This is a genomic window from Colwellia psychrerythraea, from assembly GCF_000764185.1.
GTDB lineage: Bacteria > Pseudomonadota > Gammaproteobacteria > Enterobacterales > Alteromonadaceae > Colwellia > Colwellia psychrerythraea_B.
Window position 1 is genome coordinate 140115 of sequence record NZ_JQEC01000021.1, and the last position, 15591, is coordinate 155705.

Annotated in this window: 11 protein-coding genes; 7 read left to right on the forward strand and 4 right to left on the reverse strand. The window is 38.9% G+C overall.

Annotation, left to right across the window (positions count from 1 at the left end; all coding sequences use genetic code 11):
* Window positions 1-122 precede the first annotated feature (122 nt).
* The 7 genes from yejK (at window position 123) to GAB14E_RS12825 (ending at window position 10156) form a co-directional block, all read left to right on the forward strand.
* A complete protein-coding gene (yejK, locus tag GAB14E_RS12855; protein WP_033082107.1) occupies window positions 123-1178 on the forward strand; it encodes a nucleoid-associated protein YejK in 1056 nt (351 codons plus the stop codon).
* Window positions 1179-1330: 152 nt separating this feature from the next.
* Window positions 1331-2386: a dihydroorotase gene (gene pyrC, locus GAB14E_RS12850; protein WP_033082108.1), complete on the forward strand. Its 1056-nt coding sequence runs from the start codon at window positions 1331-1333 to the stop codon at window positions 2384-2386.
* Between the two features lie 268 nt (window positions 2387-2654).
* Window positions 2655-3545 carry a 6-carboxytetrahydropterin synthase gene (locus GAB14E_RS12845; RefSeq protein WP_033082109.1) on the forward strand — a complete coding sequence of 297 codons (891 nt, stop codon included), beginning with the start codon at window positions 2655-2657 and terminating at the stop codon, window positions 3543-3545.
* A complete protein-coding gene (locus tag GAB14E_RS12840; protein WP_033082110.1) occupies window positions 3538-4419 on the forward strand; it encodes a M23 family metallopeptidase in 882 nt (293 codons plus the stop codon). The genes GAB14E_RS12845 and GAB14E_RS12840 overlap by 8 nt, the downstream gene beginning before the upstream one ends.
* A 51-nt stretch (window positions 4420-4470) precedes the next feature.
* Window positions 4471-8277, forward strand: coding sequence for an ATP-binding protein (locus GAB14E_RS12835; RefSeq protein WP_033082111.1), 3807 nt, complete (start codon window positions 4471-4473; stop codon window positions 8275-8277).
* Window positions 8277-8900, forward strand: coding sequence for a hypothetical protein (locus GAB14E_RS12830; protein WP_033082112.1), 624 nt, complete (start codon window positions 8277-8279; stop codon window positions 8898-8900). The genes GAB14E_RS12835 and GAB14E_RS12830 overlap by 1 nt, the downstream gene beginning before the upstream one ends.
* Window positions 8900-10156 carry a hypothetical protein gene (locus GAB14E_RS12825; protein ID WP_033082113.1) on the forward strand — a complete coding sequence of 419 codons (1257 nt, stop codon included), beginning with the start codon at window positions 8900-8902 and terminating at the stop codon, window positions 10154-10156. The genes GAB14E_RS12830 and GAB14E_RS12825 overlap by 1 nt, the downstream gene beginning before the upstream one ends.
* A gap of 98 nt (window positions 10157-10254) precedes the next feature.
* On the opposite strand, the gene GAB14E_RS12820 is transcribed toward GAB14E_RS12825, so the two are convergent.
* The 4 genes from GAB14E_RS12820 to GAB14E_RS12805 form a co-directional block, all read right to left on the reverse strand.
* The gene (locus tag GAB14E_RS12820; RefSeq protein WP_033082114.1) at window positions 10255-12153 is read right to left on the reverse strand and encodes an acyl-CoA dehydrogenase; all 1899 of its coding nucleotides are present in this window, start codon (window positions 12151-12153) and stop codon (window positions 10255-10257) included.
* 76 nt (window positions 12154-12229) lie between these two features.
* The gene (locus GAB14E_RS12815) at window positions 12230-13513 is read right to left on the reverse strand and encodes a hypothetical protein (RefSeq protein ID WP_156115713.1); all 1284 of its coding nucleotides are present in this window, start codon (window positions 13511-13513) and stop codon (window positions 12230-12232) included.
* Window positions 13514-13522: 9 nt separating this feature from the next.
* Window positions 13523-14359 carry an outer membrane lipoprotein-sorting protein gene (locus GAB14E_RS12810; RefSeq protein WP_052093644.1) on the reverse strand — a complete coding sequence of 279 codons (837 nt, stop codon included), beginning with the start codon at window positions 14357-14359 and terminating at the stop codon, window positions 13523-13525.
* A gap of 14 nt (window positions 14360-14373) precedes the next feature.
* Entirely contained in the window at window positions 14374-15585 is a 1212-nt protein-coding gene (locus GAB14E_RS12805; protein WP_197061186.1) for an ABC transporter permease, read from the reverse strand.
* Window positions 15586-15591: the final 6 nt, after the last annotated feature.

The following is a 15591-nucleotide window of genomic DNA, read 5'->3' on the forward strand; positions in this document are numbered from 1 at the left end:
ATTTAATTTCTCTAGTTTATCAAATGCCTGCACAATTTAATATATGACAACAATAAAAAGAACAATCGTTGCAGCACATAACACCCACATTAACTTACATTAGTAACTGAACATAAAATCCTATGAGCTTAATAATTAAAAATATTGCACTACATTTTTTGTCTAAAAAAGAAGAAACTGGCGAAGTTGTCTTACGACTAGGGCCAGAAAATATTGATTTTGAACAAGAAAGTGCAAAAACAACCAACTTTGTTGATGGTTTGCATACTATTTATAATGCCAAGGGTAATAAGGCTTATGGTAGTTTTTCTTCAATGCCGAGCGAAGGTGACTCCGCACGTTTTGTCGATTTAATGGAAAGTTACTTAACAGAACAGCAAAATTTTTATGATTTTAGTACCCAAGCTGGCAATGTATTAAAAAATGAAATCGAAAAATATGAGATAGAAGAGACAGGTTATTTTGTTATCTGTCATTATGAATACATGGGTGGACGTTATTTATTTGTCGCTGTTATACCTGTTTCAGAGCATTACAGTGTTGATGGTGAGCTAAATATTTCAGCGGCGCAGCATTTAGACACCAATAAAATACAACTCGCCGCACGTATTGATTTATTTGACTATAAAGATAATGGTCAAGGCAATCGTTATATCTCGTTTATCAAAGGCAGAGCTGGCCGTAAAGTATCAGACTTCTTTTTAGAGTTTTTAGGTTGTGAAGAGGGCCTAAATGCCAAAGAACAAACCCAAACCTTGGTTCAAGCGGTTGAAGATTACGTTACGGTTAATCAGTTAGACCCAAGCGAGAAGCAAAAAACGCGTAAAGATTTATTAAGCTACTGTAAAGAACAGAAAGCTAGCTCTCAAGATGTATCTCTGCAAGAGGTGGGTAAAGTCGTTGAAAGTGCAGGAGCAGAACAAGACTTTTATCAGTTCTGTCAGACGCAATCTTATCCTATTGAAGAATCGTTTCCCCATGAACAAGCAGTGGTTAACAAAATCACTAAATACTCAGGTTATGGTAATGGCATAAGCTTAAGTTTTGAGCGTAGTCATTTTGGTGAGGATGTAGTTTATAATCCACATAATGACTCATTAACCATTTACAAAGTGCCACCAAATTTAAAAGAACAATTAATGGCGTTACTCGAAGGTGAACAAGTACCTGAAGAGTAATCTTAAGACTAATATTCAGGTAACGCATAGTCATTAAAGTATCGCGTTACTATATTTTATAAATACCAGGTTTAAATAAATAATTATAAAACAGCCACTTGAAATCAAATATGATGAATTGGTTGTAATCATCAAAAAATTGGAAAATGAACATGACTATTGAAAATGTTACAGCAACTAACACCCTAACCATCGCTCGTCCTGATGATTGGCACGTTCATTTACGTGACGGCGTAGTATTAAAAAACACCGTAGCAGATATTAGTCGCTATATTGGCCGAGCAATTGTAATGCCAAATTTAGTACCGCCAGTAACCACTGCGGCGTTAGCAAAAAGTTACCATCAGCGTATTATGGCAGAGGCGCCAAGTGTTCATTTTAAGCCATTAATGACTTTATATTTAACGGATAAAACGAGCGCACAAGATATTATTGATGCAAAAGAATCAGGTTTGGTTTATGCAGCTAAATTATATCCTGCAGGTGCGACAACAAACTCTTCATCTGGTGTTACCGATGTAGCCAACTTAACTGAAGTATTTGCTGCAATGCAATCAGTTGAGATGCCATTGTTAGTTCATGGTGAAGTGACCGATGCTGAAATTGATATTTTCGATAGAGAACAAGTATTCATTGATACCATTTTACAACCGTTAGTTGCTAACTACCCAAACCTTAAAATAGTGTTAGAGCATATCACCACTAAAAATGCAGTAGATTTTGTTAGCGCTGCTGGTGACAATGTTGCCGCAACTATTACCGCGCATCATTTATTATATAACCGTAACCACATGTTAGTCGGTGGTATCAAACCACACTATTACTGTTTACCTATTTTAAAACGCAATATTCATCAACAAGCGTTAAGAGCTGCTGCAACGAGTGGTAGTAAAAAATTCTTCTTAGGTACTGATTCTGCACCACATGCACAACATGCTAAAGAGTCTGCCTGCGGTTGTGCCGGTGTTTATTCTTCTTTTGCTGCCATTGAGTTGTATGCAGAAGTATTTGAACAAGAAAAAGCTTTAGACAAATTAGAAGCATTTGCCAGCCTTAATGGCGCAAACTTTTATCAATTACCTATTAATACTGATAAAATCACCCTAGTTAAAAAATCATGGCAAGTTCCAGCAACAATGACTTTTGGAGAAGATGTTGTTGTTCCGGTACGTGCTAATGAAGACATTTTGTGGACAGTAACAGACTAATACCAAATCCATTAATTTGTTCTCACTCAGAACTTACCAGCAGTTTTCGAATCGCTGGTAAGCTCCCAAAGGGCGAGTACCTAATAAAAGGTAAAGGCTTAAATTCGACGTTATTGATTTTGATAAGGGAATAACCATTCTCTTCAATCAATGTCTTGCCTCTAAGACTTTTAACTCTCGCTGAGTGGGAAGAAACTTATTGGAATTGGTATCTTGTTTGTAGAATAATCTAAACCCGTAGAGAGCTAAAAAAGAATTAAGGAAAAAAATGCAATTATTTGTAGATGATCTTACCGTTATTGATTTTTCATACCTGTGTAAACAGCGCGGAATTGTAGGTGAGAGCTGGATTGTTGACGTATTACTTGATGGATCGTTAAACGATCAAAGTATGGTGCTTGATTTTGCTGTAGTAAAAAAGCAAATCAAAGCCATTATTGATGATGCCGTTGATCATAAGTTGGTATTGCCGATACAAGAGCCAGCATTAACGTTAGCAGAGTCGCCTCATAATGAAGGTCATCAAACCATTGACTTTATTAGCGATGTGGCCAGTTATTATTTGCAATCTCCAGCATGTGCTTTTGCCTCTATCGACTGTTTAACCATCACAGTGCCCGCGGTGACTAAACACTTAACGGCTATTATCTTGGCGCAACTGCCAGACAATGTGAAAGGTTTAACCTTGGTACTACGCCCTGAAGTCATTCCGAGTGATTATTATCATTATACTCATGGCTTGAAGTTACACGATGGTAATTGTCAGCGTATAGCTCATGGTCATAGATCTAAAATTAAAATTTATGTTGATGATAAAAGAGATGCTAAGTTAGAAGCACAGTGGTGTAAGCGCTGGCAAGATATCTATATTGCTAGTGAAGCCGATAGAGTTTCGCGTGATGATATTGAGCTATCTGCTTATGCAATGAACAATTTGACTCTCGATCATCAATATTTTAGTTACCATGCGCCACAAGGTCGATTTGATATCGCCGTTGATAAAAAGATATTAGAAGTGGTTGATTGTGATTCAACAGTAGAACTATTAGCTGACTTTATTTTAAGACAAATTAAAGCTGAACATACTGAGTTAGCTAATAACACAGTAACAGTTGTCGCCTATGAAGGTGTTGCTAAAGGGGCAATTGTTAATGGGTAACTCTTTAGCTCATTCTTTCACCTCTGCTAAGACCTTAGGAAGATCCTTAGTTTTCTTAACCTTTTCCGCGAGTATAACGGCGAGCTTTTCTGCCAGTGCTTTTCATAGCACTAGTCAAAAATTCGAGTTAAGCGGTGAAATTAAGCAGGGCGGTTTAGTTGTTGGTAAAACACAGCCTAACAATACAGTTACCTTAAATGGTAAGGCTATCACTGTTTCCAGTAACGGTGATTATACTTTTGGTTTCTCTCGTGATGATAAACAAAACCATCAATTAGTGATAACTTCGGTTAATGGTGATCGGGTAACTAAAACCTTAACACCACAAAAACGTGAGTATAATATTCAGCGTATTGAAGGCATAAAGAAGAGTATCATGCAGCCAAACCCTAAGTCTGTAGCGCGAGCACAACAAGACAGCAAACAGGTAAAAGCGGCACGAAAAATAGCAAGTGAACTCGACTTTTTTGCTAAAGGTTTCATTGCGCCAATAAAAGGTACAATTACCGGTGTTTATGGTAGTCAGCGTGTTTATAATGGCGTGCCTAAAAACCCACATTTTGGTTTGGATTACGCCGGTAAAACTGGCGATCCGGTAAAAGCCCCAGCGTCAGGTACTGTATTGCTTTGGGTACCGGATATGTTTTATTCTGGGGGCACTATGATTATTGATCATGGTCAAGGTGTTAGCTCTACCTTTTTACATCTAAGTAATGCTTATGTAAAACAAGGTGACAAGGTTAAACAAGGCCAGGTTGTTGCTGCGGTTGGCAAAAGTGGTAGAGCAACCGGACCTCATTTAGACTGGCGCATTAATTGGTTCAATGTAAAGATTGACCCTGCATTAGTATTAAAACTACAGCCTCTGCACTAATTTTACTTAAATCACTAAACTTAAAACAATAAATTCCCCTAAGGTCACACTATGCCAGAACACGGCTACTCGCTGCTACGTATTATTATTATCGACAGTTTTTGGCAAGGTCAAGTTAACGAACTTGACCTTACGGGCCATACTCAACTTGAAGGCACTAACGGCGCAGGTAAAACCTCATTAATGCGACTGTTGCCACTTTTCTATGGTATGCGACCAAGCGATATTGTCAGTAAGGTGGATCAAGCAAAAAACTTTGCTGATTTTTACTTACCACGAGAATCCAGTATCTTAGTGTACGAATACCAGAGGCCCTTTGGGCAAAAATGCCAGGTATTAGCTACCAGTGATGGTAGAGGTGTACATTTTAAGTTTATTGATGATGCTTACGATCCACAACACTACATTGCCAACAACCAAGCTGCCAGTAATCAAGGCAGTAAAGCTAAACCTTTTACCATCAACGAAATAGAAAAAAACTACCGGAATATGGGCAAAGAAAGCTCAAAGTTTCTCGGTATAGATAAATACCGTCAAGTAATTCAAAATTTACGTAGTGGCCGTAAACACAAAGAAATAAGATTACTGCAAAATAGATTTTCTTTTAGTGAACAAGCGTGTCCACATATTGATAAAGTTATTAACGGCACTATAGAAAAAAATCTTGATTTTGAAGCCGTTAAACGTATGTTAGTGGCAATTGCTAGTGATCATCTTGCCCGTAATACGAGTGATGAAAAAGAGCAATTAAGTTTAAATAAGGCCGATATAACCAGTTGGCTTGCAGATATTCAGGCTAGTCGAGCCATTAAGAAGGTAGCCGATAAAATTACTCTTTGGCAAAATGATTTTAGTACTTTTACCAGCTTACTCAATAAATTACAGCACCTTCACGCAGAATTAATTGCCCATCAAGCGCGCCTTGAGATAAAGCAGCAAGATAGAGACGAGCTTAAAAAAAGCAGCATTCAAACACGGAGTAAACTTGAAAGCGAATTGGCCAATACCATTGAGCAATATCAAAAAGCGTTATTTGATCTTAATGCTAAAATTGATGCCGATTTAAGTAAAATTGATTTACTTGATGAAGATAAGCTTAATTACGACGACGATGATGCGAGTAGTTATCAAATTAAGGCAGAGCAAGCACCACAAATTCAAGCAGAGCTAAATGAAGTAATTGCCATTATCGAAGCATTTGAAGGCAATATTACTAAAATAGGCCAAAAGTTTGACAAATTAATACAAAAAATTGAAGTTGAAAAGCTTAAAGCAATTAGCAGTAATAACGAAAAATCAGCGCTTATAACCAGTGAAGCGAATGAAAAATTAACACATATTAATGATGTATTTCATCAACAAGCACATAGTCTTAATGCACAGTTACATAAAGAAGAGCTGAAGCTGCAAAAAGATCGACAACAAATACAACATCAGTTAGCCAGTGCTACACAGCAACTTAGCCTGCCGGTAATACCACTGCAATTAACGACTGATATTGATGAAAACATTCAAGCATTGTCTCAAGTTCAACAAAGCTACAATCAGCTTTTACAACAAGAGTCGATGTTGCAAAAACAACAATACCAATTAGAAAAACAGCAAGACCAGCAATTAGGCCTGCGCAGTGAAGCAAATCGATATTTAGAGCAGTTACGCCAAGATTATCAGCAAGTTGAATTACAACTACTACCGCAAGCGGGCTCTTTACATCACTATCTGCTTAACGAACCGCAAGCGAGCAATTGGCAAAATAATATTGGTCGCTTGCTTACAACTGAACAATTATCTCGTACGGATTTAAATCCACAATGGCAGATAAGTGAAATTTCACCCGCAACTCTTTATGGTTTATCAATAGACTTACAACAGCTACCTTGTGACGATTCACTGTTTTTAGATGAAGCGCAATTACGTGAAAAGCGCCAGGCTATTGAAACTAAGCTACAAACACAAACAGATAAAATTGCCCAAGTTGATGAGCAATTAAAATATATAGTTAAAGAGATCAATCAACATAAAATTAATAGCACAGAGCATATACAAAATGTAAATCAGCAAAAGTTAACACTAGGGCAATTGCAAACACAACAAGCAAGCTTAACGGTTAAAAAACAGCTGGCCATTAAGTCTCACCGTCAAACAATTGAGATACAAATACAAAATTTACATCTTCAAATAAAAGTACTTGAAAAAAAGCAGCATAGCTTTGAAGAAGATAAAAGTGAGCAATTGCATGAACTCACTAATGATAAGTTAGAAAAATGCATGGTGGCTGAAAGTGATAGAGACAATCAGCTAACAGAGTTAGCGGAGCAACTTACCGAATTAAAAGCTAATACTAAACAACGCCTAAGCGATTTAAAAAAACAACAAGCCATTGATATAGAAAAACTTGATCCCGAAGGTGAAGTAGACAAACGTATTGCAAAGCGGATGAAGCTTGAACAGAGTCTGCAGCAATGTTCGCTGTTTGCTCAAAAGGCGCGAGACTATCAAAGCTTTATGAATGAACGTTATTGTCATCGTGATGCTTTGGCTGAAGAAAATCAAAACAGAAAAATTGTAAAGCGTAATATTGAATCAGACCATGAAGATACCAGCATTGAGTTGTCATCAAAAATAAATGAATTAAAACAACTCATTAAGAAAACCAATCTAGAAAAACAAGCGACTGATGATTTATTGGTTCAGCTTAATGATAATAAACGATTATGCGAAATGTCAGCAATTGTCAGTGAACTTTCTGAACAAGAGCCAGATAACCAAGCAGATTTAACTGTAAGTTTTTGTCATGATTTTCATCAGCAATTTAAAACCATTGAAAAACGTTTGGCTAGTCAACTAAATACCTTTAGTGAACGCTTTAGAAAAGATCACTCAGGCAGTGAGTTATATGAAAACTGGCAAAAACTATTGCTTGATAACGATAACTATTCTGGTGCTAATGCATTATTTAAATATCGTGAGCCTATTAGTGAATTACTAAATAGTGCAGAGCAAAAACAGCAAAGTACTTATCAATTAGTGACTGTTAACGCCACTATGATCAACGAGTTTTATCAACATATTGAAAACTTTGGTCGTAATATAAAGCGCATTGGTAAACTTTTATCCACTAAAGTTACTGCTTTAGCGCATTTTGAAGCGTTAGCCGATATCAATGTAACAACAGTAATGAAGCAAGAAGAGCTTGATTACTGGGGACCATTACAAAAGTTTGCGGAAGTTTTTGAATTACATAAAGACCAATTGCGTGATGGTCTTGGTGATGTACCAGATGATTTAGTATACGCCATGCAAAAGTTAGCCAGTTATTTACCTAGCGAAGGTTTTGTCTTGGCGCACAATAACTTGTTTGACTTAGAATTTACTATTGTTGAAAAAGGCCAAATAAAATACGCACGTAATGCTAAACAGCTGAAAAAAGTCAGCTCAACAGGTTTGTCTTATTTAGCCATGTTGTCTTTATTTGCGGGTCTTTTAGCCATGTTACGTGGTGACAGTAAACATGCTAGTCAAATAATCTTACCTGTTGATGAACTAGGAGAGCTCGCCGCCGAAAACATTGACCTATTATTACAAATGTTTAATGACAACCATATCAGTATGTTATCAGCCTCACCATCAACAGACCGTCATATTTTATCCTTGTATAATCGCCATTATAAATTAAAAGACAATAAGATTTATCATGCTGAAATTCCACAATCTCGATTAGACGAACTACTTGCACAACGTAATAAAATACCAACAAAAGTAATGGCTGACGAAAAACCTGAAGAAAAACCAGCCGTTAGCGCAGTATTAAAATCAGTAGATAATACACAGCAAAATAGCACAGAGGAGTTAAGTTAATGTTTAAAGAAAGTATTCAAAAGCTGCTGTGTGGCACGGTTATTTGTCAAACGGCTTGTGAAGCCGAATATTTATATCTAAAAGCAGAAAGTCATAACGATAAAGTGAATGATTTTTTGGCGAATTTAGATAGAAAGCTTACCTACCTTGATAGCGCTGATGCTTATTACTGTACCTTTAATCAAGTTGACGAAAGTAACGAACATGAGCTCAGTATTTTATTTAGTGAAATGCGTAGCACCTTTAGACCATTGGTGGAGTTTTTAGATTTACTGTTAACGGCAACACAAGCAGATTTACCAATTCGTGCTAAATCAGTACTCAATATCAATGAATTATTTGAACCCTTTGAGCATGATCAAACCTTGAGTGAACAACTACGTCGCTTAACTTCTATCAAGCCTTTTAAAACCAATAAAACTGAAACGCGTGAGCAATTAGTTATGGTCTTTCAAAAGCTTGAAGAAATGCATTATTTTGTCCGTAAAAATACTGGTAGTAGTAGGTATTACGCCACAGCACGTTTTGATTTAATTTATTTGTTAATAGAATTTTTAAATGATGCTGAGCTAGTCACGTTACCAGAACAAGAGAAAAGTCAACAAGATGAGTTGCTTTTCTAGTGGCTGGTTTTGATTCAGCGCAAGTCGCAAGTTTGCTTAGACAAATTGGCGCATATAACGAATTACTCGCCAGCGCCTATGTATATGGCTCTATCGCGAGTGACGAACAAGATGTTAATACCATTAATTTGTTGCATAAATCAGGCTTGATCAGACCTGATGATTCTCCTGGAGAATATCGAGTAACCACAGATCTTAAGCGCATGCTAAACCGATTAATGCGTAAACAAACCAGTTATCGACAACTTACCGACATGGGTAAAGTGATTGAAGCGATTGAAGAAGTGGTAAAAGACTATCAACTGGCCACTTTAGCTAAAGAGCAAGAAGATGCCGAATATTATTTAGATCAGCTCGATGATTTACTCTATGAAACTAAAGACAGTTTAAATAATAACTTAGAGAATATGCACTTTGCTATTGTAAGCCAATTTGGTTTTGTTAGTAGTTTGACTAATAAAATACGGCAGAACGAGCGTTATTTATCTCATGCACAAAAGCTACTAAATGAGTTACAACAGATTGACCCACAAGATTGTTACGACTGGCTAGATTGGCTTTGTCCTAATGAGTTTGCCCGTAAAATATCTAGCTTTGTTTATTGGTATAATCAAATTTTACCGAAGCTGCGTTTGATTATTGATAACATGCGAATTAGCTTATTTCGCTTACGTAGAGATGAAAAACAAGCCAGTCAATTACGAAATATGGCACGTTTTTTACGTAAACATCCTGAGTTTGATCTCGATGAAAACCTCTACGAGTTGCCAAACTTACCCGAGCAATTAAAATATTCTCCGCCAATGCCACTGAAAAGTTATGTCGATACTAAACAAACTGACATTGAACAATCGTTACTTGTTTTAATACAGTCACTGCGTAAACAGGCAGTAGTAACACCAATAAAACCAAGAGCTACCAGTGAAGTCAGCTTCAAACCGATTGAAAAGGTAGCCGCAGAAGAGGACTTTTTTGAACAGCAAACCGAGTTATTGTTTGAACGCGTGATCATTAATAACAGCACTGTTTCTGCTTTAAGCTTTTACCAAGAGTTTCAAAATACTTGGTTGGAGGAAACACAAGTAATAGCCCCAAAAGCCTGGATAGAATTAGTGTTTAGTTGTTATTGCAAATTAACTAGCGCACAACAAAAAGCCTTGAATATAAAAATGAAAGGCGTGGCTGTAAACGGTACTACTGATAATTACAGTTATAGTGATGTTGTTATCGAATTAAAAGGTAAATTAAGCGCATAACATTACAACCACTTCAATATATGTGAATTAAGTTCTTGTACTAGTAATCCCTAGTACAAGAACTTAAATGTAAGCAGGGTGGTTTTATTACTTTTTAGCTAAAAATACTGTTTTCCGTACAGGTCAGTTCGTTGCAAAAACATATCTCCAGTCGCATCAAGCGCAGAAGTATCTTCTTTGGCAATAATCTCAGCCTTTGATTTAACACCTGGCAATATGTTATTCACGTAAAATTGAGCACTAGCGATTTTACCTGTGTAGAAGGCTTCGTCTTGTGAGTCTTCTAGGTTTTTTAGTTTCTGCACTGCGATGACAGCACCATCGAGTAGTAACCACGACAAGGTTACTTCCGCCATCATTTCGAGGAAACGGGTTGAAATCGAAAATATCAACTCGAGTTTTTGCTCTTTTACCCAAGTGCCCATAAGCGCATGAGTCTTAACAAATATTGCCAGAGACAGCTCCAATGCATCAGTCTCGACTAACAAAACACCAGCCTTGCGGTTACGAGCAATGCTGGTTTTGACCTGATCTTGATATACTACCAGCAGCTTTGAATTGCGACCCATTGCTAATTTGTCTTTCATCAAGTCAGCCGATTGAATAAACGACGTGCCTTCCCATATTGACAGAATCTTCACGTCTCTCGCTATCTGCTCTACAGGATGGTCCTTGATGTAACCATGACCGCCGTAGACTTGTATTGCCAATTCCGCGACTCGCCATGCCTGATCTGATGTATAGGCTTTGACAATAGGTGTCAGCAAATGTACTAGCGATTCATGGTGTTTACTCAGTGCTTGATATTGCTCCGACTTTTCAGGATGCAGTGTCTCTAGCGCCTGCAGGTTGGTGAGCCAACTTTGATGGAAAGTTAGTTTGTGGATCAGCGCCCGACAACCTTCTACCTTAGATTTCATTTCAAGCAGCATCCGGCGTACGTCAATGTGGGCCATGATGGAAACTTTTTTCGCTCTGGGGTTAAATGCTTCTTTAAAACTGGTGCCTTGAACACGATTTTCTGCGTATTCGGCGGCGCTCATGTAAGCCCGGCCAGCCAATCCTAATGCGTAAATACCGGTTGAAATTCGGGCCATGTGCATCATGCTTGATAGTTGACGCAGACCGATATTTTCCCGGTCGCCCAATAAAAAAGCTTTACATGGACCGTTGTCGCCAAAGCTAAGCTGAGCTGTAGCGCAGCCGTGGATGCCCATTTTGTCTTCAAGACGAACACAGCGTACATGGTTGTCTATTAAAGAGCCGTCATGTTGTAAATCATAGCGTGGTACTACAAAACAAGACAATCCTGTGGTGCCTGGACGTGCTCCCTCAACCCGAGCAAGTAAAAGGTAAACAATGTTGTCAGTTAATTCGTGCATACCGGCGGAGATAAATATTTTGCCGCCTTCAATATGATAACTGCCATCATCCTGCGGGATGGCTTTTGTCGTTATCGCACCAACGTCACTGCCAGCTTGCGGCTCGGTCATGCACAAACAAGCGGTCCATTCGTTGGTCGCTAGTTTATGGCTGAAGCACTGTTTTACCTCTGCTGTCGCAAATCTCTCGATAAGATACATTGCCGGAGCGCAAAATCCTGAGTAGACCATAAATGACGGATCAGCTCCTTGGAATACTTCATAAATCATTTGAGCGACTATATAGGGTGATGACAAGCCGTCATAGTGCTGTGGTGAGCTCAACCGACCCCATTGTGCATCAGTATATTTTTGCCAGATGCCCTGATACTTTGACGGTAATTGTACCGTGCCATCGTCAAGTAGTTTACATCCTTCACGATCCGCTCTTTGGTAATTGGGGCCTAGTTCGTTATAAGCAAAATCACGGGCATGAAATAATAGCTGCTGGATAAAGTCTTTGTTGTATTCGGCATTTACTGTTGGGTCAAGCAAGTTTTTTTCAATATCAAATTGCTCCCAAAGTAGGAAATTCATTTCCCGTAAGTCAACTCGGTAGCTATTATTAAAATCCATGATGTCCCTTATTATTATATATATGGTTATATTTATTTTTGCATTTATGCCTTGTAAATATGTTTTATAAAAAAGGCTAAAACAACCAACTGCCTGTCAATCGGACATCATTGTTGCTGGGGCTCAAGCCATATTCACACAAGTCACAGCCGTTAAATACTTGCCACTGCAGTCGCGCTGAAAAATTGTCGTTGAAGGATTTATGTAGCTCAAGCCGATATAAGCTACTGCTATCATCTAGACTGTATTGAGAGCTGAGCCGTAATTGCCATAGGTCTTCGCTTTCTATTGACATAAACATAAATGAAAAATAACGTTCACGTACCCAGCCTTGGCTCATTAAATTCAGACCTGTATAGGTATTTTTGTAGTCGGTTGCGGGATCTGTAGACTGATTTTGGCGCAAACGCTCAGCGCTGGCAGCCGCATCAGCAGTCACATTTTCCCATTCTTGTTTATTAGCACCGTGTTCGTTATAAAAATACTCGCCAGTCAATGACCAACCTGAATCTGCTGTGTAGGTGGAACCAAGCACTAACCGCTGGTAATTAGATTGTTGTTTAATTTTTAAACTGCTGATCATTTGTCGATAGCTATGACGGGTCCATTCTGTTCTAAAGGTAATTGAGTCGGTCAATAAACTACTGTAAGTTGCACCGAATGACAGATTTTGTCCTTCTATCTTATTTAATAACAATGAAAAAGAGTCATTGTCTTGATAACCCAACCGTAATACAGCCTCAGAATTAGTATCAACATAAGGGTTTTCGCTCGCGACCAAGTAAGCGGAAAACGACCATGGGCCATTGAAATATTGCCCAGAAACCATGTCCCAACCTTTACTTTGCAGCGGGTTATCTTGATCAATATAAGGTAAGCTGCGCTGGGGTTGTAACATGTTAGCAATGTCGTAGTTATAGCCGTTACTCCACTGTGGTTTGCTACGACCTAATTCTATGATTAGGTTGCGATCTTTACTTTGCCATTGTGCTATCCCCTCAAGTAAAGTGCTCTTGGTGGCATCTTTGTGACCCTCGTCCAAATAGCGAAGATATATTCTGCCGCGAGTTTTCCACTGATTTTGCCAGTCACTTTCTAGCTGAGCATCGAGTGAAACAAGCTTAACCTTGTCGGAAAATAATTCTTCTCCCGGGTTAAACGGGTGATCAGTGCGAAGGTTGTTATGCTGATAATAGCCTTTTAACTCGATCCGGCTTTTATGGTCGTGGTTATTGTTTATTTGCGATGCCTCATTTTTAAACGGATCGTCAGCAAAAGGGTCATTACTCGTGTCAGAGTTATTGCACAGCGCCAATGGATTAAATAAAAAGGCGAGTAGCGGCCAGATTCTTAACATCATCACCCTCCGTTACCTCGACAGTGCATCTTTGTGAAAAATGGCATCGCTCAGATCTCGCTTTTGATAGTTGTCAAACATCATCCAGGTATAACTGCCACCGATAATTGGATTGACCAGCTTCATACGATGTAGCTTTAAGTCGCCATCAAATATTTTAAACTTAGTGTAATAAGCTTGTTTAGCCAGCTTGCCGGAGCGGGCATAAAAATCACTGCGCACGGGCAGATGGCTTTTACTGTCAAGGAAAAATACCACTTGTTTATAAGTCGTTTTGTCATGTTTGGCTGATAGGTTAAGTTTAATAACAGGCTGGTCGTCGAGCAATTCCGTGCCTTCATAAGTGGCCGTATAATCCTGTGAGAAATTAGTGCCAGTAACATCACCATTGCTCGCTTCACCTAATAAGCGTTGGGCGGGTGAAATGCGTATTACGTTGCGGGTGCTGGGGAAGCGGATCCACATATTTTGCGCCTGCTTCAAAATTTTACGACCTTTAGATCGGGCTGGAGCGGTAAACTCTACCAGTGATGCGTCATTCAGTACTTTTACTGCCAGTTTATTACGGTTATTTTGTTTGTTTTCTTTGAAGCTGATGTTAGATAATTCAAAGGTAAAACTCTGACCCTTATAACCACGCAAGTTATCGATAAATTCCAGCAACTGTTGGGCGTCAGGTTCGATTGATGTGTTGAACTCGCTTGTAACCGTTTTCTTGCTATCCGTTATTTGGCTATTAATCGTACCTTCTTGACTCAGTTCTTGATCCAATGCCAGAGTTAAAGGGCTTAATAAAACGAGTCCCACAGGTAATAATACTTTTGTTAACACTTTTATTAATGCATTCATATTTCTCACTCCAATTAGGCAAATCTTAAAGCTTTGGTAATTACCATACGTGAGGCTTTGACCGCCGGATAGATGCTCGATACCACAGCTATCAATAGGCCAAACAGGCCGTTCTGCCAAAGTAAATCTGCTTCGGTAAATATACGGATAGGGTAGGTTTGTGAGCTGCCGGGAGGGGTCGGCATCATAATGCCAGCAGCAGTAATTCCCTGTGCCAGCAATATCGCAAAAATGACACCTAGTAGACTACCAATCAAACCTAGTATGAAGGCTTCGCTGATAAACAGGCCCATAACTTCGCTACGGGTACCGCCAATAGCGCGAATGGTACCAATCTCCTGTGTACGTTCCATAACGGCCATGACCATAGTATTAACAATACCCAGTAAGACGATAGCCAAAACAATTATCTGTACAACAAAGAAAATACCGTCAAAAAGATTAACCACTTCATGGTAGTAATCTGCCAGATCACTCCAACTTCGCAGTTCCAGCGCTAGTCCTTGCTTTTTAAATGCTTGGGATAACAAAGCCATAACTTCGTCAGTTTGTTTAGTGTCATTAAGCAACACCACCAGACGGGTAACACCTTCGGTGTACATTAATGCTTGTGCATGTTGTAGATTCATTCGCATAAAGCGGTTGTCCACTTCACGAGTACCAGTAGAAATTGCGCCGATAGCTGTGACATCACGGGCGTCAAAACTTCCATCCGCCGTCGTCGCCATCAAGGTCAGCGATGCGCCGATAGAAAGGTTTAACGATTTAAACAAGCCGTCACCAATTAATGCTCCGTCGGTGTCTTCTTCAAACAGGTCTTCACCAGCAGTTAATTTTACTGCTGAGCTTAACAGCGACTCTTTATCAGGATTGATACCTTCAACCACCACGGCTAACGACCTGTTTCCGTCGGTTAACAGACCAGTAAAGTTCAATCTTGGTGTAACCAGTTCTACCTGTTCAAGTGATTCAACCAGCTTGGTGACTTTGTGTAGGGTTTCGGCATCAATCAAGTAATCTTCAGGCTGTTGACTGCCAAACTGGTTAAAGCCCGCTTGATAAATTTGAATATGACCGAGCTGTGAGCGGATTACGTTTTCGCGCATGCCTTCGTACATGGAGGTAAAAAAGCCGCCCATTAGAATTAAACTGATAACGCCAAATTGGATCGCCAGTAGGGTGATAAAGCTGCGCCGACCATTTCGCAATACATTTAATAAAGCCAATTTTAA

Bases quoted from the DNA above. Each gene is read 5' to 3' on its own strand.
- yejK (WP_033082107.1), top strand. From the start codon at position 123: ATGAGCTTAATAATTAAAAATATTGCACTACATTTTTTGTCTAAAAAA.
- pyrC (WP_033082108.1), top strand. From the start codon at position 1,331: ATGACTATTGAAAATGTTACAGCAACTAACACCCTAACCATCGCTCGT.
- GAB14E_RS12845 (WP_033082109.1), top strand. From the start codon at position 2,655: ATGCAATTATTTGTAGATGATCTTACCGTTATTGATTTTTCATACCTG.
- GAB14E_RS12840 (WP_033082110.1), top strand. From the start codon at position 3,538: ATGGGTAACTCTTTAGCTCATTCTTTCACCTCTGCTAAGACCTTAGGA.
- GAB14E_RS12835 (WP_033082111.1), top strand. From the start codon at position 4,471: ATGCCAGAACACGGCTACTCGCTGCTACGTATTATTATTATCGACAGT.
- GAB14E_RS12830 (WP_033082112.1), top strand. From the start codon at position 8,277: ATGTTTAAAGAAAGTATTCAAAAGCTGCTGTGTGGCACGGTTATTTGT.
- GAB14E_RS12820 (WP_033082114.1), bottom strand. From the start codon at position 12,153: ATGGATTTTAATAATAGCTACCGAGTTGACTTACGGGAAATGAATTTC.
- GAB14E_RS12815 (WP_156115713.1), bottom strand. From the start codon at position 13,513: ATGATGTTAAGAATCTGGCCGCTACTCGCCTTTTTATTTAATCCATTG.
- GAB14E_RS12810 (WP_052093644.1), bottom strand. From the start codon at position 14,359: ATGAATGCATTAATAAAAGTGTTAACAAAAGTATTATTACCTGTGGGA.